This is a genomic window from Streptomyces sp. NBC_00433 (assembly GCA_036015235.1).
Classification (GTDB): domain Bacteria; phylum Actinomycetota; class Actinomycetes; order Streptomycetales; family Streptomycetaceae; genus Actinacidiphila.
In genome coordinates, this window is sequence record CP107926.1 from 4564618 (window position 1) to 4582926 (window position 18309).

Consider the following 18309-nt stretch of genomic DNA (forward strand, 5'->3'; position numbering starts at 1 on the left):
GGTGACCGTCGTGTGGCGACGGACCGCCACCACTCCAGGGGCGCGGGGCTGCGTCTGATCTGCGGCCGACGCCGCGTGGGCGCGACCAGCCCCCACCGGCGCGCGGGTCGTCACCGTCCGAAAGGGGCTGTTCGGTCTGTACCGGACCACCGGCGGGTGGAGGGCTGGTCGCGCCGTTCCCCGCGCCCCTGGGCGGCACCCCCTTGCCGAAGGGGAACCGCACAGGCACCGTGCCCCTGGTGGGCACCCACCTACGCAAGAGCGCCCCGCGGCGACGGCCGCGGATCAGACGCAGCCCCGCGCGCCTGAGGGGCATCGCCATACGCAGTAGTGCCCGGCGCAGAGCCGCGGCTCGGGTTGCTGCCTGCCGGCCAGGCACATCCTCACCCCCTGAGCGCTCCCGGCCAGGGCTTCGTGCCCGACCGCCGGGCCACCGTAGGAGCCGAAATACGGCGGGACGGGGATGGGAGTGCGACGGATCTGTAACAGCCGTGCTGGAAGGGGCAGTTGCGGTTCCGTGACAGTTCGGTCCTGGGACGGTCACCTGCGGATCGCAGGGTCGCCCCCATGAGCGCTGCCCGGATACGACGCCTTCTGCCCCGCGGCGGCGACGGCCGCAACCGTCGCAGGACCGCCCTGCTCTGCGGTGTGCTGTGCACCGGCCTGCTCGGTACGGCCGCGGCCGTGGGCGTCGGGCACGGCGGCGGGGGCGGCGGCGCGGCGCCCCCGCAGGAGCGGGTGGCCCTGGCGCCGCGGCAGAAGGCGCCGCAGAAGAAGCGGGAGCAGGAGTCCCCCACCCCCGTGTGGGACGGCAAGGTGCGGGTGATCGGCGACGGCTCGACGTCCGACACCGGGCCGCAGCCGCACCAGCCGACCCCGCACAAGCTCGAACCGGGGGAGAAGCCGCCGCAGTTCGTGGTCTTCTCCTGGGACGGCGCCCTGGAGAACGACGACCACCTCTTCTCCCGCTTCCGCAAGCTCGCCGAGCAGAACGACGCCCATATGACGTTCTTCCTCAGCGGCATCTACCTGCTGCCGAACGGCAAGCGCAGCCTGTACAAGCCGCCGCGGCACTCCCCCGGCGCCTCCGCCATCGACTTCCCCACCGACGAGCACATCAAGTGGACGCTGTCGGAGCTGCGGCAGGCCTGGGAGGACGGCGACGAGATCGGCACCCACTTCAACGGGCACTTCTGCGCGCCCGACCCGGGCGGCGGCGGGAACTGGAGCACCGCGGACTGGCAGAGCGAGATGTCGCAGGCCTACTCCTTCGTGGAGAACTGGAAGACCGACACCGGCTTCACCGACATCCCGCCGCTGCCCTTCGACTACTCCAAGGAGCTCGTCGGCGGCCGCGCCCCCTGCCTGGAGGGCCAGCAGAACCTGCTCCCCGCGGAGAAGGCGAACGGCTGGCGCTACGACGCCAGTTCGCCGGGGGACTTCCAGATATGGCCGGCGAAGAAGGACGGGGTGTGGAATTTCCCGCTCCAGCTGATGCCGTACCCGCAGAAGGACTTCCAGGTGCTGTCGATGGACTTCAACTTCCTCTACAACCAGTCCGGCGGCGACGTCACCGAGGGCGACCCGGCGCGCTACCCGGCCTGGGAGAGGCAGGCGCGGCAGGGCTACCTCAACGGTTTCGAGCGGGTCTACAACGGCAGCCGGGCGCCGCTCTTCATCGGCAACCACTTCGAGACCTGGAACGGCGGCATCTACATGCAGGCCGTCGAGGACGTCGTCAAGGACGTGTGCCACCGCAAGGGTGTCCGGTGCGTGTCCTTCAAGGAGCTGAGCGACTGGCTCGACGCCCAGGACCCGGCGGTCCTGGCGAAGCTGCGCACCCTGGACCCGGCCGAGTCGCCCGACTGGTCGGCCTTCCTCGAATGACCCCTGACCGGGTTATGTGATCGTCCCGTAACAATACTCGGGGGTAATACCCAGGTTGCGGATACTGAGGTCATGCCACGACTGCTGCTCATCGAGGACGACCGCGCTGTCCGCGAGGGCGTCGAGCTGGCGCTGCGCAGGCAGGGCCACGACGTCGCCGCGGTGGCCACCGGAGAGGACGGGATGGACCGGCTGCGGTCCTTCCGGCCGGACGTGGTGGTGCTCGACCTGATGCTGCCCGGGATGACCGGGCTGGAGGTGTGCCGGCGCATCCGGGCCGACAACCAGGTGCCGATCATCATGGCGACCGCCAGGGGCGACGACATCGACATCGTCGTCGGCCTGGAGGCCGGCGCCGACGACTACGTCGTCAAGCCGGTGCAGGCCCGGGTGCTCGACGCCCGGATACGGGCGGTGCTGCGCCGGGTCGGCGGCGGCCCCGACGGCGGCGACGGGCTGCCGCAGCCCGAGACGCACGACGACCTCAGCATCGACCGGGCCGGCCTGACCGTGGCCCGGCAGGGCGTGCCGGTGCCGCTCGCGCCCTCGGAACTGCGGCTGCTGCTGATCCTGTCCGCCGCGCCCGGCCGGGTCTTCAGCCGGCAGCAGCTGCTCGAAGCGGTCTGGGAACACAGCTACCACGGCGACTCGCGGCTGGTGGACGCCTGCGTCAAACGGCTGCGGACCAAGCTGGGCGAGCCGCCGGGGCAGCCGCGCTTCATCCGCACGGTGCGCGGCTTCGGCTACCAGTTCAGCAGATTCCCCGACCCGGCGCGGCCGGCGTCCCGATGAGGCGGCGCGTGCCGCTGCCGCGCGGCGGGCTGCGGATGCGGCTGGTGGTGGCCTTCGCGCTGGTCGCCGTCGTCGCCACCGTGACCACCGGCGCGCTGACCTTCCGCGCCGCCCGCACCGACCTGCTCCAGCAGGGCCAGGACACGGTGATCACCCAGTTCAGGGACGGCGTCGACAGCGTGGCTCCCGGTACGGCCTTCCCGCCGACCCGTGCCGACCTGGCGGCCTTCGCGACCGAGGTGGCCCACACCCAGCGCACCGCCGACTGGCGGGTCATGGCCACCTACGGCGGCCTGAGCGCGACCTCCCGCGCCGGCGACACCTTCGCCGAGCTGACCCCCGCGATGCGCGACTCGGTCGGCACCAGGGCCGCCACGGTCTTCCAGCGGGTGGCCACCGACCACGGCCCCGCCCTGGTCGTCGGCATCCCGGTGCGCTTCGGCAGCACGCTGGGCGGCGGGGCGGCGGACTCCTCGGGCCTGGCGGTCTTCCTGACCGTCTCGCAGGACAGCGAGCAGGGCTATGTCGACGCGCTGGTCGCCGCGGTCGAGCGGGCGACCGTGCCGGCGCTGGTGGTGGCGGTGCTGCTGGCGCTGCTCGCCGCCCGCGGGGTGCTGCGGCCGGTGCGCGCGCTGCGCAGCGCGACCCGGCGGATCGCCGAGGGCCACCTGGAGACCCGGCTGGCCGTGCACGGCTCCGACGAGCTGGCCGGCCTCTCGCACACCTTCAACGACACCGCCGCCGCGCTGGAGGAGTCCGTCGCGGAGCTGCGCCGGATGGAGGCGCGGGCCCGGCGCTTCGCCGCCGACGTCTCGCACGAGCTGCGCACCCCGCTGGCCGCGATGTCGGCGGTCACCGACGTGCTGGACGAGGACGCGGCGCACCTCGACCCCGACACGGCCACCGCGGTGCGGCTGATCAGCGAGGAGACCGTGAAGCTGGCCCGCCTCGTGGACGACCTGATGGAGATCTCCCGCTTCGACGCGGGCGCCGCCGCCCTGCACCTGGACGAGGTGGACCTGGCGGAGTCCGTACGCCGCTCGCTGGCCTCCCGCGGCTGGCAGTACGCCGTCGGCACCCTGCTGCCGCCGCCCGACACCGCCCGCGGCCGGGTCGACCCGCGGCGGCTCGACGTGATCGTGGCCAACCTGGCGGGCAACGCGCTGCGGCACGGCGAGCAGCCGGTGCGGCTCGCGATGACCGTACGCGAGCCGCGGGGCGAGCCGCCGACGGCCGTCATCGAGGTCATGGACAGCGGCCCCGGCATACCCGACGACGTGTTGCCGCACGTCTTCGACCGCTTCTACAAGTCGGACACCTCCCGCACCAGGACCGAGGGCAGCGGCCTGGGCCTGGCCATCACCGCGGAGAACGTCCACCTGCACGGCGGCACCATCACCGCCGCCAACCACCCCGGCGGCGGCGCCGTCTTCACCGTCGCCCTGCCGCTGCGGAGGGACGTGTGAAGGCCCGGGGCGCCGTCCTGGCGGCGGCCGGGCTGCTGCTCGGCGGGCTGCTCGGGGGCTGCGGCATCCCCACCACGGGTGTCGTCGAGGCCGGCGAGCCGGCCTCGGGGGTGCACCAGGACGTGGCCCTCTACTTCGTCAGCGCCAAGGACGGCGCGCTGTCCACCCTGCACCGCAGGGCGGACTCGCGGGTCGACGCGGCCCTGGTCGTCAGGATGCTGCTCGACGGCCTCGCCCCTTTCGAGCAGAAGGTCCTCGGCCTGACCACGGACCTGCCGCCCGCGACCGCGACCGTGCGCACGCACGGCGGCACCGTGACCGTGGACCTGTCGACCCTGGCGGAGAAGCTCGCCGGCCCGGCCGTCGACCAGCTCGTCTGCACGGTGCTCGCGGTGAACGCCGGTGCGGACGCCGGCGCGGTGACGGTCAGGGTCGGCGGCGTCCCGATGGCCGGGTCGGGCCGCGACGACCCGTGCGCCGTCGGCGAGGACCCCTGGCTGTCGGGCCGGCCGGAGGCGCCGGCCGCAGGGGGCTGAGTCAGCGGCCGGTGAAGAGCGAGATCATCAGCGCCCGCTCCTCATCGGTGAAGGGCGGGTCCTCCTGCGCGGCCGGGTGCACCGGGTAGAGCACCGTCGCCAGGACGTCGGGGCGCAGCAGCGCGGCCTGCCCGGCCGACAGGCTCAGCACGTCGAGCAGCGCGCGGGCCGCGCCCCGGCGGTGGGTGGCGGCGAGCATCAGGCGGTCGGTGTAGCCGTTCATGACGGCGCCGAAGGGCCCGGGGCTGCGGCCCTCGGCCCCCGGGTAGCGCAGGTCCTGCGTGCCGGCCAGCGCCCAGGCCGCGTCGGCGGTGCGGGACGCGGCCCGCTGCACCCGCTTGGCCAGGCCGGGACCGGGATTGCGGGCGACCTGCTCGCGCAGCAGCAGCGCGTGCTGGGCGGCCACCGACATGCCGTGCCCGTAGAGGGGGTTGTAGGTGGCCAGCGCGTCGCCCAGCACGACCAGGCCCTCGGGCCAGACCCGCATCCGCTCGTAGCGGCGGCGCCGGTTGGCGGTGCTGTGCGAGACGGTCACCTCGGTCAGCGGGGTGGCCCGGGACAGCAGGTCGCCGATGACCGGGTGGCGCAGGCCGCGCGCGAAGGCCTCGAAGCCTGCGGTGTCCGCGGTGGGCTGGCCGCCCCGGGTGCCGGACAGCGTGACCAGCCAGCGGCTGTCCTCGACCGGCAGGATCGTGCCGTTCAGCCCCGGTACGGGCTGCCGCGGGTCGGCCTGCACGTTGACCGCGGGGAAGCCGTCCGTGCCGGGCGGTGCGTGGAAGAGCCGGCTGGCGTAGCCGAGGCCGGAGTCCACGACGTCCGTGCGGACCGGGGGCAGTCCGAGCCGGTCCAGCCAGCGCGGCATGGCCGAGGCCCGGCCGCTCGCGTCGACCACGAGGTCCGCCTCCAGCGTCTCCTCGCGCCTGGCGCCCCGCACCACGACGCCGGTGACGCGGGTGGAGGTGCCGCGCAGCCCCAGCGCGGCGTGTCTGGGCAGTGTGCGGACCCGGGGCCTCCTGCCGGCCATGTCCCGGACGACCCAGTCCAGCAGGTCCCGGGTGCAGGCCAGGAAGTGCTGCTGCTCGGGGAAGCGGGTGATCCAGCCGCCCGAGGTCAGCACGACCAGGTCCTTCGGTACGGCGATGTGCCGGGCGCCGGCCTTGAGCAGCCGCTCGGTCGCGCCGGGCAGCAGCGCCTCGACCGCCCGCGCCCCGCCCGACCACAGCAGGTGCGCGTGCCGCGCCTGCGGTACGCCCTGGCGCGGCAGCGGGCCGTGCGGCATGTCGTGCCGTTCGACGACGGTCACTTCCATCGTCTCGGCCAGTGCGCTGGCCGCGAGCATTCCGGTGAGGCTCCCGCCGATCACCAGCGCCCGTCCTCGGGGCGCACGCTGGCCCCGCTCCCCCGGCATCCGCCCTCCCGCGCATCTCGCCCGCCCCAACGTTCGCACCCCCCGCCACGCTGCGGCAAGCCCGGCCCCGCACTTGCCGCCGGCCGGGCGGGCGGAAGGGGGGTCTGCCACTCCCAGGAACGGCGGGGTACTGCCCCCCGGGCGACGGGCAGGCGATGGTGGAGGAGTCCGTGCGTGAGGCACCGCGAGGCACGAGGAAAGGCAGCACCATGACAGGAACGATCGCAGGGGGCGTCTTCACGCCCACCGCCGCACCCGGCATGACCCTGAGCCGGATGGGTTACGGGGCCATGCAGCTGGCAGGGCCCGGCGTCTTCGGGCCGCCCAAGGACCGCGGCGAGGCGGTCGCGGTGCTGCGGACGGCCGTCGAGCTGGGGGTGACGCATATCGACACCAGCGACTTCTACGGGCCTGACGTCGTCAACGAGCTGATCAAGGAGGCGCTGCACCCGTATCCCGAGGACCTGCACATCGTGACCAAGGTGGGCGCCCGGCGCGACAGCGAGGGCGCGTGGCTGCCGGCGCTGGACCCGGAGTCGCTGCGGCAGCACGTGAAGGACAACCTCCAGCGGCTCGGCCTGGACGTGCTGGACGCGGTCAACCTGCGGGTCGGCGGCATCGAGGGCCCGGCGAGCGCGCCGCTGGCCGAGGAGTTCGGGGTGCTCGCCGAGCTGCGCGAGCAGGGGCTGATCCGGCACCTGGGGCTGAGCAATGTCACATCGGAGCAGCTCACCGAGGCGCAGGCGGTCGCCCCTGTGGTGACCGTGCAGAACCTCTACAACATCGCGAACCGCGCGGACGACGCGCTGCTCGACCGGTGCGCGGCCGAGGGCATCGCCTTCGCCGCCTTCTTCCCGCTGGGCGGCTTCAGCCCGCTGCAGTCGGCGGTCCTGGACTCGGTCGCCGCGAGGGTCGGCGCGTCGCCGCAGCAGACGGCGCTTGCCTGGCTGTTGCAGCGCTCGCCCGCGACGGTGCTGATCCCGGGCACGTCGTCGGTGGCGCACCTGCGGGAGAACATCGCGGCGGCCGACCTGGTGCTGCCGGCGGACGCCGTGGCGGAGCTGAACGCCGTCTGAACCCCTGCCGCAGCCCAGCTATACGCTATGTGTATAGTTCCTCGCGGTCCGCCCGAACGGGCGATCGGCCACGAGGAGAGGGAACACCCGCATGCGGAGCACCACCACCGCGCGCCGCGTCCGTACGCTGGCCGCGCTGCTGACCACGGGGGCCGTCGCCGTCGGCCTGAGCGGCTGCAACGGCTACGACGCGACGGCCCCGGCGAAGGCCAGGGGCCACGTCGCGGCGAGCGGCGCCGCCGCCTTCGCGCCGGCTCCCGGCGGCGGCTCGGTCGACTGCCGCAAGGCCAAGTGCGTGGCCCTGACCTTCGACGCGGGCCCGAGCGTCCGCACCCCGCAGATACTGGACCTGCTGGACAAATACCACATCCACGCGACCTTCTTCACGCTCGGCAAGAACCATGTGCGCAAGCACCCCGAGATGGTGAAGGCGATGGCCGCGCAGGGCGACGAGGTCGAGACGCTCACCTGGTCGCACCAGATCCTCACCAAGATCAGCAAGGACGAGGTGCGCAAGGAGATCACCGAGGGCGCGGACGCCGTCCAGAAGGTGATCGGCGTACGCCCGACGCTGCTGCGCCCGCCGCAGGGCCGCACCAGCAGCACCGTCACCGCGATCGCCAAGGACCTCGGCATGGCGGAGGTCGTCTGGAGCGCGGACGGCGCCGACTACCGGACGACCGACCCGAAGCTGATAGCCGATCGGATACTCGACCACACCAAGCGCGACGGCATCATCCTGCTGCACGACCTGGTCGACCCGACGAACAAGGGCTACAACGGCACGATCGCGGCCGTCCCCGCGATCATCTCCACCCTCCAGGCCCGCGGTTACACCTTCGTCACCGTCAAGCAGCTGCTGGCTCCCGGCACTCCGCAGCCCGGCAAGGTCTACAAGTAGCGGTCCGCGCCCGGCGGCCCGTGCGCGGGGGTCCGCAAGTAGCGGGACATTACACGAGATGTCACTGCCGGGTGGTTAAAGGTCCAGCTAAGGACCACCTTTCATGGTTCCCTCCGCCTTCGGGTGGCGTGCACACTACAGCCCGGCGGCCGTCAATTCCGGTCGCCGAACGCTGCAGTCCCGCTACCGAGCCACCCGTTGGAGTAGTCATCACCGACATACGCAAACCCCGTGCAGTGCGGGCCGCCGTGGTCGCGGCGGCCTCGCTCGCCCTGGCGTCCGGCACGCTGCTGGTCGCCGCCCCGTCGCAGGCGGCCGGCGACGCCGCACCCGCCGCGAAGACCATCGCGGGCAGCCACCCCGGGTGGGCGACACCGGCGGGCGACGCCGGGTCCGTACCGGCCGGGACCGAGATCACCGGCACCGTCTATCTCGCCGGCCAGGACCCCGCGGGCCTGACCGCGTACGCCACCGCGGTCTCCGACCCGGCGAACGCGGCCTACGGGCGCTTCCTCAGCCCCGCGCAATACCAGGCGCGGTTCGGCGCCACGCCCGCACAGGTCGAGGCGGTCACCAAGTGGGCGACCGGCGCGGGCCTGAAGGTGGTGGGCAGCACCCAGCACGCGGTCACCGTCAAGGGCACCGACACGGCGATCGCCAAGGCCTTCGGCACCGGCATCCGCCAATACCGCGTGGGCGGGCAGTTGCGGCACGCCCCGGCCCGCGACGTCACCGTCCCCGCGTCGGTGTCCTCCGCGATCCTCGGCGTCAGCGGCCTCAGCACGGCCGGCGCCAAGGCCAGGCCCGACTCGGTCCGGGTCGACGACGAGCCCGGCGTGGTCGCCAAGGGCCAGAAGGGTGTCACCCCGCAGAAGGGCAAGGGCACCCTGCCGACCACCGCGACCTGCTCCGACTACTGGGGCCAGAAGTCCACCACGGCGGGCCCCGCGGGCTACGCCAAGGGCGCGACGCCGTTCGACCAGTGCTCCTTCTACCCCTCGCAGCTGCGCAAGGCGTACGGCATCACCGCGTCGGGGCTGACCGGCAAGGGCGCGACGATCGCGATCGTGGACGCGTACGGCAGCTCCACGATGCTCGCCGACGCCGACCAGTACGCGGTCAACCACGGTGACAAGGCCTTCAAGAGCGGGCAGTACACCGAGCACGTCGACCCGGCGCAGTGGCAGGACCAGGACCTGTGCGGCGGGCCCGAGGGCTGGGCGCCCGAGGAGGCGCTCGACGTCGAGATGGCGCACGGGCTCGCACCCGACGCCAAGGTCGTCTACGTGGGGGCCAACTCCTGCAACGACGACGACCTGCTGGCCGCGATCACCACGATCGTGGACCAGCACCTGGCGGATGTCGTCTCCAACTCGTGGGGCGAGATCATGCACACCAGCGACAACCTCGACGTCTCGGCGTCCGAGATCGCCGCGTACGAGCAGGTCTTCAAGCAGGCCGCGGCCGAGGGCATCGGCATCGGCTTCTCCGCGGGCGACTGCGGTGACAGCAGCCCGCTGGCGGCCGCGACCGGCGCCAACTGCCAGAAGGACACCACCCGGGCGCAGGCCAACTGGCCGGACTCCGACCCGTGGGTGACCTCGGTCGGCGGCACCGCGCTGGGCATCAGCAACAAGTCGGGCGGCTACGGCTTCGAGACCGACATGGGCACCCTGCGCTCCAACCTGTCGGCGGACGGCACCAGTTGGGTCCCCGCGGTCCCGGCGCCCTTCTACTTCGGCGGTGGCGGCGGCACCAGCGAGGACTTCGCGCAGCCGGCCTACCAGCGCGGTGCCGTGCCCGGTTCGCTGTCGCACACCCTGATGACGGGCGCGCACAGCCGCGGCGCGATGCGGGTCACGCCCGACGTGTCGATGGTCGGCGACCTCTACACCTCGGTCCTGGTCGGCATCTCCGACGGCGCCGACTACAGCGAGGCCGGCTACGGCGGCACCAGCGTCTCGTCGCCCGAATTCGCCGCGGTGCAGGCGGACGCGCTCCAGGCCAGGCACCACGCCATCGGCTTCGCCAACCCGCTGCTCTACGCGCACCCCGGCCAGCTGCGCGACGTGGTCGACGAGAACGCCGCGCACCACGCCAAGACCCCGCTGAGCAGCATCGTGGACTTCGGCACGCTCAACGGCGTGCTGACCGCCCGCCTGGTCGCCTTCGGCCAGGACACCTCGCTCAACGCGGTCCGCGGCTACGACAACGCGACAGGCCTCGGCACCCCGACCCTGTCCTACCTCCGCTCCCACTGACCGACCCCGCCCCCCGGAGCCGGGCCCCGCGTCCGACGCGGGCCCCGGCTCCGGCCGTTCACGCACTCCGGCGACACCTGCCGTTGGCCTGGACGTGTCCGCCGTGTCACCGTTCCCTGGAAGGGTGAGGTTGTTACGACGGAGCGTTACGGGGGGCACCGGATGGCGGAACCGGGATTAGGGGGGACCGCCGAGCCCTCACTGGCGGTGGTGGCGGCGCCGGGGGCGGTGCGCAGGCGGGTCGGGCGGATCGCCCGGCTGACGCTCGCCATGGGAATGCTGGTCGGCGGGACCGCCGTGCTGGGCGCGAACGGGCGGCTGGGGGTGCCGTTCGAGCATGTCACCACACTCACCGGGCGGTTGGCGTCGGTCGGTGACCTCTTCGAGGACCCGCGGATGACACGGCTGCTGCGCAAGCACGGGTTGAAGGTCGACACCCTCACCGCGGGATCGCGGGAGGTGGCCAACGGCAGCCTTGAGGGGCTGGACTTCGTCTTCCCCTCCGGCGAGGACGCCGCGATGCAGATCAAGCAGACCCGGCAGCGGCAGGGGCGCTACGACAAGGACTGGCACCCCTTCGCCAGCCCACTGGTGCTGGCCAGCTACCGGCCCTACGCCGACGCGCTCGCCGCGGACGGGGACGCGCGGGCCACCGGGCCCCTCTACTACTCCCTGGACATGGCCCGCTTCCTGAAGCTCGGCACCCGCACCTGGCAGAGCATCGGCTTCCGCACCCCGGGCGCGACCAGCGGCAACCTCGTCCTGGCCCACACCTCGGACATCTGCCAGTCCAACTCCGCCGACAGCTACCTGGGGCTTATCGCCTTCACCTTCAACGGCCTCCGGGTGCCGACCGGTTACCCGGAGGCCGACCGGCTGGCCGCGCGGATGCGGGACCTGGTGCTCAGGCAGGGGGTGCCGGGCGCGGACCTGATGACGTCGTACGTCTCCCGCTCGGGGCCCGCCATCGACCCGGTCGTGGTGGTCTACGAGCACCAGTTCCTGGCCTACCAGGCCGCCTACCGGGCCGCGCACGGCGAACCGGACGACAGCCGGGTGCTGCTCTACCCGTCGTCGCAGCTGCTCAGCCGGCCGTCCTTCATCGCGCTGGACCACCGGGCCGACCGGCTCGGCGAGCTGCTCGCGAGCGACCCGGAGATCCGGCGCCGGGAGACCGAGCTGGGCTACCGGGTCACCGGCAGCGAGGCCCTCGACGGGACGCTGCGCAAGGAGCACGTCCCGGTCCCCGACCCCACCGCGGGCGGGCTGACCTCGGCGGAGATGCCGGACACCCCGGTGCTTGAGCGGATGATCGACGGGATCAAGGACTGCCCGTAGCGGCAGGGGAGGAGGTCCGCGTGCCCGTCTTCGACGACGGCCTGTGGTGGGACGTCAACTGGCCCTGGATGGTGCTGTGGCTGCTGACCGCGTCCAGTGCGGTCGCCCTGGTCGTGCTGATCGCCGGCCCCCGGCTGCGGCGCGGGGCCAGCCCGTCTGCCGGGCTGCTGGCCGGGCGGACCTGCCTGTATCTCGACAGCGGCCAGATCATGGACAACTACCAGATGAACGACTACACGGCGGCGCTGCGCCGGGAGGTCGAGCAGCGCACCAGCAGCGGCGGCGCCGTCCGGCTGGCCTGGCGGCTGCTGCCGGCGCTCAGCCCCGACGCGAGCTACGAGACCAGCCGCCAGGTCGTGACCAGCTACATCGAGGAGGCCACCCCGATCTCGGTGATCGGCGTCATCCTCGACGCCCTGGAGCGGAGCGGCGCCGTCGTCAGGGCCGACCTGCGGAGCGCCACGATCGAGCGCGGCCCGTCGCTGCGCACCTCCTCCGCGGTGCCCGGCGCGCGGCTCAGCGCAGCGACCGACGGCTTCGTCCTGCTGACCGCGGACCTCACCGGCGACGGCACCACAGGAACCGTCCTCACCTCGCTCTACGGCGGCAGCGCCCGGGTACGCCTGACCTGCGACCCGGACGGCTTCCGGGCCGCGGTGCCGGGGCCGGCCGCGAGATTGCGGGCGGCGCTGTGCCTGGTCAAGGCCGGCACCTGGCATCCGGAGAGCGACACCCTCGACGTCCGCGCGCTGGCGATCTTCACCTGAACCGCCCGGGGGGGCAGACCCGGTCGTCCAGCACGAAGCGCAGCGGGCCCCGGCTCCCGGGCGGGTCAGCGGCGGGCGGCGGGCAGCCGCTGCTCGGCCCAGATGATCTTCCCGGCCTGGGTGTAGCGGGTGCCCCACCGCTCGGCGATCTGCGCGACCAGGAAGAGGCCGCGCCCGCCCTCGTCGGTGGTCGCGGCGTACCGCAGGTGCGGGGAGGTGTTCGAGGAGTCGCCGACCTCGCAGATCAGGCTGCGGTCCAGCAGCAGGCGTACGTCGATCGGGCCGGTGGCGTAGCGGATCGCGTTGGTGACCAGCTCGCTGAGGATCAGCTCGGTGGTGAAGGCCAGCTCGTCGAGGCCCCACGCGGCCAGCTGGTCGGTGGCGCTGTTGCGCACCGCCCCCACCGCCGCCGGGTCGGTGGGCACCTCCCAGCAGGCGATGCGGTCCTCGGGCAGGGCGCGGGTCTCGGCGACCAGCAGCGCGATGTCGTCCGTGGGCACGGCCGGCATCATCGCGGCCATCACCGCGTCGCAGGTCTCCTCCGGCGTACGCCCCGGCGCCCCGGACAGTGCGGCCCGCAGCATGTCCAGGCCCACGTCGATGTCCCTGGCGCGGTCCTCGACCAGGCCGTCGGTGTAGAGCACCAGCCGGCTGCCCTCGGCCAACCGGTGCTCCACCGCCTCGAAGGGCAGCCCGCCCAGGCCCAGCGGCGGCCCGGCCGGCACGTCGAGCAGCTCCACCGAACCGTCGGGGAGGACCAGCGCGGGCGGCAGGTGCCCGGCCCTGGCCAGCTGGCAGCAGCGGGTGACCGGGTCGTAGATCGCGTACAGGCACGTCGCCCCGGCGATCGGCGCACCGGCGCCGGGCAGGCCGCCGCCGGTCGACTCGTCCTTGTCGATCCGGCCGACCAGGTCGTCCAGGTGCGCCAGCAGGTCGTCGGGCGGCAGGTCCAGCATCGAGAAGTTGAAGACCGCGGTCCGCAGCCGCCCCATGGTGGCCGCCGCGTGCATGCCGTGCCCGACGATGTCGCCGACGACCACCGCGACCCTCGCGCCCGCCAGCGGGATGACGTCGAACCAGTCGCCGCCGACGCCCGCCTGCGCGGGCAGGTAGCGGAAGGCGACATCGAGCGCGCTCTGGTCGGGCAGCCCGTGCGGCAGCAGGCTCTGCTGCAGATTCACCGCCATCGCCGTATTGCCGGTGATGGCCGCGTCGAGCTGCTCCTGGGTGGTGTATTTGGTGTCGAAGAAGCCGGTGTTGCGCCCGACCCGCAGCACCGCCGTCCGGTCGGCGACCGCCCGCACCTCTTCCAACTCCGGGCTGACCAGCAGCACCCCCAGGTGCTGGTCGCGCAGCCGCTGCACCAGTTCGAGCACCCGGGCGGCCTGCCGCGGCCCGAGCGCGGCCGTCGGCTCGTCGAGGATGATCAGCTCGGGCTCGCCGATCAGCGCCCTGGCGATGGCCACCCCCTGCCGCTGCGCGCCGGACAGCGACGCCACCGGCACCCGCAGGCTGTCGATGGGCACCGACAGCGCGTCCAGCAGGGTGCGGGCCCGCTTCTCCATCTTGATCTCGCTGAGCATGCCCAGGGTGCGCAACTCCCGGCCCAGGAAGAGGTTCTCGACGGTGTCGAGGTTGTCGCACAGCGACAGGTCCTGGTGGATCGTGGCGATCCCGAGCTTCAGGGCGTCCTGGGGTCTTCGCAGGTCGACGACCCGCCCGCGCCACTCCACGACCCCGACGTCCGCCTGCGTCACCCCCGCGATGACCTTGACCAGCGTCGACTTCCCCGCCCCGTTGCTGCCGACCAGGCCGACCGCTTCGCCCTCGTTGATCGTGAGGTCGACATCGCACAGCGCCTGCACCGCACCGAACCGCTTCGAGACTCCGCGCACGGAAAGCAGCGGGCTGTCGGTCACGTAAACCACCTCCCTGCCCCCGGGCGCACGCCGCCCCGTTACCCGAGTCTGCCCGGCGTACCGCCCCCGCGCACCGTGGCGGGCGGCAGATCGCAACCGCACCGTAATACAGGTGGGCGCCCGGTATTCCGGGCGCCGCGGGGTGTGTCCGGCCCGACCGCTCAGGCGGTGGGGTGCTGGTGGTTGTGCACGGCCGGCTGCCCGTACTGCGCCTGCGGCTGCTGGGCACTGGCCAGCAGCTGGTCGGCCTGCTCCTTCGAGAGCTGCTGCGCGGCACCGCAGAAGGTGCACTGCGTCACGTATTTCGTGCTGATCGGGAAGAGCGGGATGAAGAAGAGCGAGAACTTGGTGACGCGCTTCTTGAGCGAGTGCGCGGCCGGATTCCCGCAGCGCCCGCAGACCAGCGTGATCATCGCCAGGGTGTACAGATATCCCTTGGTCCCGAATATGATCATGCGAATTCCCCCTCGAATCGGTATGCCGTCTGGGGAGAGTGTGCCCCACCCGGAGGACCTCGCGATATGCGGGTCCCGCCACCGAATTGCCCCGCGTCCCGCCCCGCACCGGCGCCGGAGCCGCGCCGGGCCGCGGCCCGGTGCGGCTCCCCCCGCTCCCTGCCCCCTACTCCGTGCGTAGGCTCGACGCCGTCGAGGTGCGGGCCGACCAGGTGGCCGGCATGAGGGCGCCCGCCACCGCGATGCCCAGTCCTGACAGGGCGAGCAGGAGGACCGGGAGGGCGTGGTAGACGTGCAGGTCGGCCCCGGGGATGTGGGTGCCGGCCGCCGTGCCCATGGCGGGGACGACATAGCCGTGCAGCGCGATGCCGAGGGGCACGCCGGCCACGCCCGCCAGGGCGCCGACGCCGGCCACGGACGTGACGACCATGGCGACGGTCTGGCGGGGTGCCATGCCCAGGGCCTTCATGACGCCCAGGTCGTGGACGCGTTCCCGGGTGTCGAGGACCACCGTGTTGAGGACGCCGAGGCCGGCGACGGCCACCAGCATCACGGTGAGCATCGCGATCATCGTGTCCATCGCGACGACCGTGGAGCTGGTCTGGTCGCTCTGCGCCACGGCCGCCACCCCGACGGGCCGCAGCGCGGTGTTCAGGTCGCGGAGGTAGGCGGCCCGGTCGGTGCCGTGCACCAGGTGGACCTCGAAGGTGTCGGGCCGGACGTCGGCGCCCAGCGCCGCGAAGGCGCCGGTGTCGGCCACCACGTGCATGCCGCTCCCGTCGACGGTCAGCGCCTCGCCGACGATGCGCACCGACACGCTGCGGCCGTCGCCTTCGAGGGTGACGCTGTCGCCGACGTGCTTGCCCGCGGCTTCCAGGAAGCGGCGGCCGACGACGATCTGGCGCGGGCCGTCCAGCCAGTGGCCCGAGACCATCTGGAGGGCGCCCCACGACGAGTCGCCCTGGTAGGTGGTGACGTCAACGGCGCCCGGGACACCGGTGAAGGTCGCCTGCTGGTGGCCGGTGCCGAAGTATCCGGCGGTGCCGGGCTGCGCCGCGATCGTACGGGCGACGGCCGCCGCGTCGGCGGGGGCGGGCCTTCCCGGCGGGCCGCTGCGGGGGCCGCTGCCGGCGGCGGGGCCGGAGGGCGGCGCGAAGGTGTCGACGGCGACCTCGCCGGGCGAGTCCCGGTTGAGGCCGTCCTGGATCGCGGACAGCGACGAGCCGAGCCCGAAGGCGAAGGTCACGCCGATCGCGCCGAAGGCGACCGCCGCCCAGATCGTCGCCGAGCGCGCGGGCCGGGCGAAGGGCCCCGCCAGGCCGAGGGTCAGGGCCCGGGACAGCGGCAGCCGGGACGCCAGCCGGGCGGCGACGCGGCCCCTGCCGACCCGCGGGGTGCGGCCGACCGCGAGCGCCTCGACCGTACGCAGCCGGGCCGCCCGCAGCGCCGGGGCCAGCGCGCTCGCCACCACCAGCGCGAGCACCGCCGCGGGCACCGCGAGGTCCAGCCACCAGGCGACGGTCAGCGCCGCGGCACCGTAGGCGTCCGAGGCCTGCGCCAGCAGCGGTACGGACGCCAGGTTGCCGGCCGCCACCCCCAGCGCCGTGCCGACCGCCGCGGGGATCAGCGCCTGGGCGACGTAGGCCCTGCCGACCTGGCCCGGCGTCAGGCCGAGCGACTTGAGCACCCCGATCCGCCGGGTGCCCGCGCTGACCGCGCCGCTGACCACGATGCCGATGATGAGCACCGACATCACCAGGCCGAGCACCCCGAAGGCGACGATGAAAGGCACGAAGGTCGCCGTCTCCTGGTCGGCGGTGTGCTTGGTGACCAGATACGACGCCGCCCCAGTGAGCGCCCCCGGCGGCACCGCGGCCGCCAGCGCGTCCCGGCCGCGGGAGAGGTCGGCGCCGGTCCTGGCGTGCGCGAGGCGGTAGAGCATCTCGTACGAGGGCGTGGCGCCCGGCCTGGTCAGCGCCGGGATCTCGGCGGGCGCGACCCACGCGTCCGCGGTCCTGCTGACCGAGCGCGCGTAGCCGACGATCGTCAGCGACGGCTTCCCCGGCAACCCGGGAAAGCTGACGGTGCCGCCCACCCGGCCCATGACGGGGGCGTCCTCCGGCCTGGTCAGCACGATCTGGCCGGGCCCGGTGACCCAGTGGCCCCGGTCGAGCGTGACGGCGTCGACCGGGCCGCCGCCGTCCGCGCGGCCCGCGATCGTCAGCGGCGGCATGCCGTCCATGACCACCCCGTCCGACTCGAACCGCGGGGCCGCCGAGACCACGGCGAAGGGCCCGGCCGCGGCGGTCACCCCCGCGGTGTGCGCGGTCGCGGCGACCTGGGCCGCGGTCGCCTTGCGGCCGTCGAAACGGCCCGTCAGATGCGCGCCGTGCTGCTCGGCGAAGGCGTGGTCGAAGGGCGCCTGCGAGGCGACCACCAGGCCGCCCGCCATGACCGAGGCGGTGACCGCCGTCATCGTGGTCAGCACCATGACGACGGTCTGCACCCGCCGCCGCCCGACCCCGGCCCTGACGACCTTCCCGATCGCGCTCACCGCGCCACCGCCGCGGAGCCGCCGGCCGCACCGTCCGCGTGCCCGGGGCGGGCGGACCGCCGGCCGCCGCCCACGTCGCGCACGATGTGCCCGTCGACCAGCTCGATCGTGCGGCTCGCGCACCCCTCCGCCAGCGCCAGGTCGTGCGTGACCAGCAGGATCGTCTGCCCGTCGTCGTTCAGCTCGCTGAGCAGCTCGCGCACCTCCGCGCCCGACGCGGTGTCCAGCGCGCCGGTCGGCTCGTCGGCGAGCAGCAGCGCGGGGCGGTTCATCAGGGCGCGCGCGACCGCGACCCGCTGCCTCTCGCCGCCGGACAGCCGGCCCGGGTAGGCGCGGGCGTGCCGCGCGATGCCGAGGTGGTCGAGCAGCTCCGCCGCCCGCGCCCTGGCCTGCGCGCGGCCCGCGCCGACCAGTTGCGAGGGCAGCAGCACGTTGTCGGTGACCGTCAGGTCGTCCAGCAGGTTGAAGAACTGGAAGACCATGCCGATCCGCTCCCGCCGGAAACGGGCCGAGCCGGTCTCGCCGAGCTGGTCCACCCGGACCCCGTCGACGGTGACGCTGCCGCCGGTCGGCCGGTCCAGGCCCGCGATCAGGTTCAGCAGCGTCGACTTGCCGCTGCCCGAGGGGCCGAGCACCGCCAGCGCCTCGCCGGCCCGTACGGTCAGCGAGAGGCCGTCGAGCGCGGCGGGGCCGTCGTCGTAGGTCTTCCGCACCTCGCGGATGTCGATGATGGGCGTGCTGCTGATCACGTGGGTCCTCCCCGTGCGGGCCGTCGCGGGCCGCCTGTGCGGGCCACCCCGGGCCGGTTGTGCGGGCCGCCTGTGCGGTACGGCCCGACGCTAGGGTCGGCGCGTCGGGCGCCGCGTCGCCCGGCCTGTGGATCCCCGCTACCGCGGTGGGCGGACGGCGGCCGGCGTCATCCCGGAGGTGTACGCCGAAGTCGTACGCC

General features: G+C 73.6%; 13 protein-coding genes and 2 pseudogenes. 9 read left to right on the forward strand and 6 right to left on the reverse strand.

Going from position 1 to position 18309, the window contains the following annotated elements; genetic code table 11:
* The first annotated feature begins 567 nt into the window (after window positions 1-567).
* The 4 genes from OG900_19315 (at window position 568) to OG900_19330 (ending at window position 4681) form a co-directional block, all read left to right on the forward strand.
* Entirely contained in the window at window positions 568-1887 is a 1320-nt protein-coding gene (locus tag OG900_19315) for a hypothetical protein (protein WUH92048.1), read from the forward strand.
* Between the two features lie 72 nt (window positions 1888-1959).
* Window positions 1960-2679, forward strand: a complete 720-nt coding sequence (locus tag OG900_19320; protein WUH92049.1) for a response regulator transcription factor — start codon at window positions 1960-1962, stop codon at window positions 2677-2679.
* A 35-nt stretch (window positions 2680-2714) separates the two neighbouring features.
* Window positions 2715-4145, forward strand: coding sequence for a HAMP domain-containing histidine kinase (locus tag OG900_19325; protein WUH95834.1), 1431 nt, complete (start codon window positions 2715-2717; stop codon window positions 4143-4145).
* On the forward strand, window positions 4142-4681 hold the full coding sequence (locus OG900_19330) for a GerMN domain-containing protein (protein ID WUH92050.1): 540 nt from the start codon (window positions 4142-4144) through the stop codon (window positions 4679-4681). Before OG900_19325 ends, OG900_19330 begins: the two co-directional genes overlap by 4 nt.
* Before the next feature lies 1 nt (window position 4682).
* Here the strand turns inward: OG900_19330 and OG900_19335 are convergent, their stop codons facing one another.
* On the reverse strand, window positions 4683-6044 hold the full coding sequence (locus OG900_19335; protein ID WUH92051.1) for an FAD-dependent monooxygenase: 1362 nt from the start codon (window positions 6042-6044) through the stop codon (window positions 4683-4685).
* Window positions 6045-6298: 254 nt separating this feature from the next.
* Between OG900_19335 and OG900_19340 the strand changes: the two genes are divergently transcribed.
* The 5 genes from OG900_19340 (at window position 6299) to OG900_19360 (ending at window position 12432) form a co-directional block, all read left to right on the forward strand.
* Window positions 6299-7165, forward strand: coding sequence for an oxidoreductase (locus OG900_19340; protein WUH92052.1), 867 nt, complete (start codon window positions 6299-6301; stop codon window positions 7163-7165).
* Between the two features lie 91 nt (window positions 7166-7256).
* On the forward strand, window positions 7257-8066 hold the full coding sequence (locus OG900_19345; protein WUH92053.1) for a polysaccharide deacetylase family protein: 810 nt from the start codon (window positions 7257-7259) through the stop codon (window positions 8064-8066).
* Between the two features lie 236 nt (window positions 8067-8302).
* The gene (locus OG900_19350) at window positions 8303-10327 is read left to right on the forward strand and encodes a S53 family peptidase (GenBank protein WUH92054.1); all 2025 of its coding nucleotides are present in this window, start codon (window positions 8303-8305) and stop codon (window positions 10325-10327) included.
* A gap of 162 nt (window positions 10328-10489) precedes the next feature.
* A complete protein-coding gene (locus OG900_19355; GenBank protein ID WUH92055.1) occupies window positions 10490-11665 on the forward strand; it encodes a hypothetical protein in 1176 nt (391 codons plus the stop codon).
* Window positions 11666-11685: 20 nt separating this feature from the next.
* Window positions 11686-12432 (forward strand): hypothetical protein, encoded by a 747-nt coding sequence (locus OG900_19360; GenBank protein ID WUH92056.1) that lies wholly within the window; start codon window positions 11686-11688, stop codon window positions 12430-12432.
* Between the two features lie 65 nt (window positions 12433-12497).
* Here OG900_19360 and OG900_19365 read toward each other — a convergent pair.
* From OG900_19365 to OG900_19385, 5 genes and pseudogenes are all read right to left on the reverse strand, one after another.
* A pseudogene (locus OG900_19365) lies at window positions 12498-13622 on the reverse strand (serine/threonine-protein phosphatase).
* Between the two features lie 225 nt (window positions 13623-13847).
* A pseudogene (locus OG900_19370) lies at window positions 13848-14297 on the reverse strand (ATP-binding cassette domain-containing protein).
* 215 nt (window positions 14298-14512) lie between these two features.
* Window positions 14513-14806, reverse strand: a complete 294-nt coding sequence (locus OG900_19375; protein ID WUH92057.1) for a zinc ribbon domain-containing protein — start codon at window positions 14804-14806, stop codon at window positions 14513-14515.
* Window positions 14807-14972: 166 nt separating this feature from the next.
* Complete coding sequence (locus OG900_19380; GenBank protein WUH92058.1) at window positions 14973-17360, reverse strand: FtsX-like permease family protein; 2388 nt, start codon at window positions 17358-17360, stop codon at window positions 14973-14975.
* The gene (locus OG900_19385) at window positions 17357-18106 is read right to left on the reverse strand and encodes an ABC transporter ATP-binding protein (GenBank protein ID WUH95835.1); all 750 of its coding nucleotides are present in this window, start codon (window positions 18104-18106) and stop codon (window positions 17357-17359) included. The genes OG900_19380 and OG900_19385 overlap by 4 nt, the downstream gene beginning before the upstream one ends.
* Window positions 18107-18309: the final 203 nt, after the last annotated feature.

What these genes read in the sequence shown, in the direction of transcription:
- OG900_19315 (WUH92048.1), top strand. Translation starts at nt 568, where the DNA reads ATGAGCGCTGCCCGGATACGACGCCTTCTGCCCCGCGGCGGCGACGGC.
- OG900_19345 (WUH92053.1), top strand. Translation starts at nt 7,257, where the DNA reads ATGCGGAGCACCACCACCGCGCGCCGCGTCCGTACGCTGGCCGCGCTG.
- OG900_19375 (WUH92057.1), bottom strand. Translation starts at nt 14,806, where the DNA reads ATGATCATATTCGGGACCAAGGGATATCTGTACACCCTGGCGATGATC.
- OG900_19325 (WUH95834.1), top strand. Translation starts at nt 2,715, where the DNA reads ATGCGGCTGGTGGTGGCCTTCGCGCTGGTCGCCGTCGTCGCCACCGTG.
- OG900_19340 (WUH92052.1), top strand. Translation starts at nt 6,299, where the DNA reads ATGACAGGAACGATCGCAGGGGGCGTCTTCACGCCCACCGCCGCACCC.
- OG900_19355 (WUH92055.1), top strand. Translation starts at nt 10,490, where the DNA reads ATGGCGGAACCGGGATTAGGGGGGACCGCCGAGCCCTCACTGGCGGTG.
- OG900_19320 (WUH92049.1), top strand. Translation starts at nt 1,960, where the DNA reads ATGCCACGACTGCTGCTCATCGAGGACGACCGCGCTGTCCGCGAGGGC.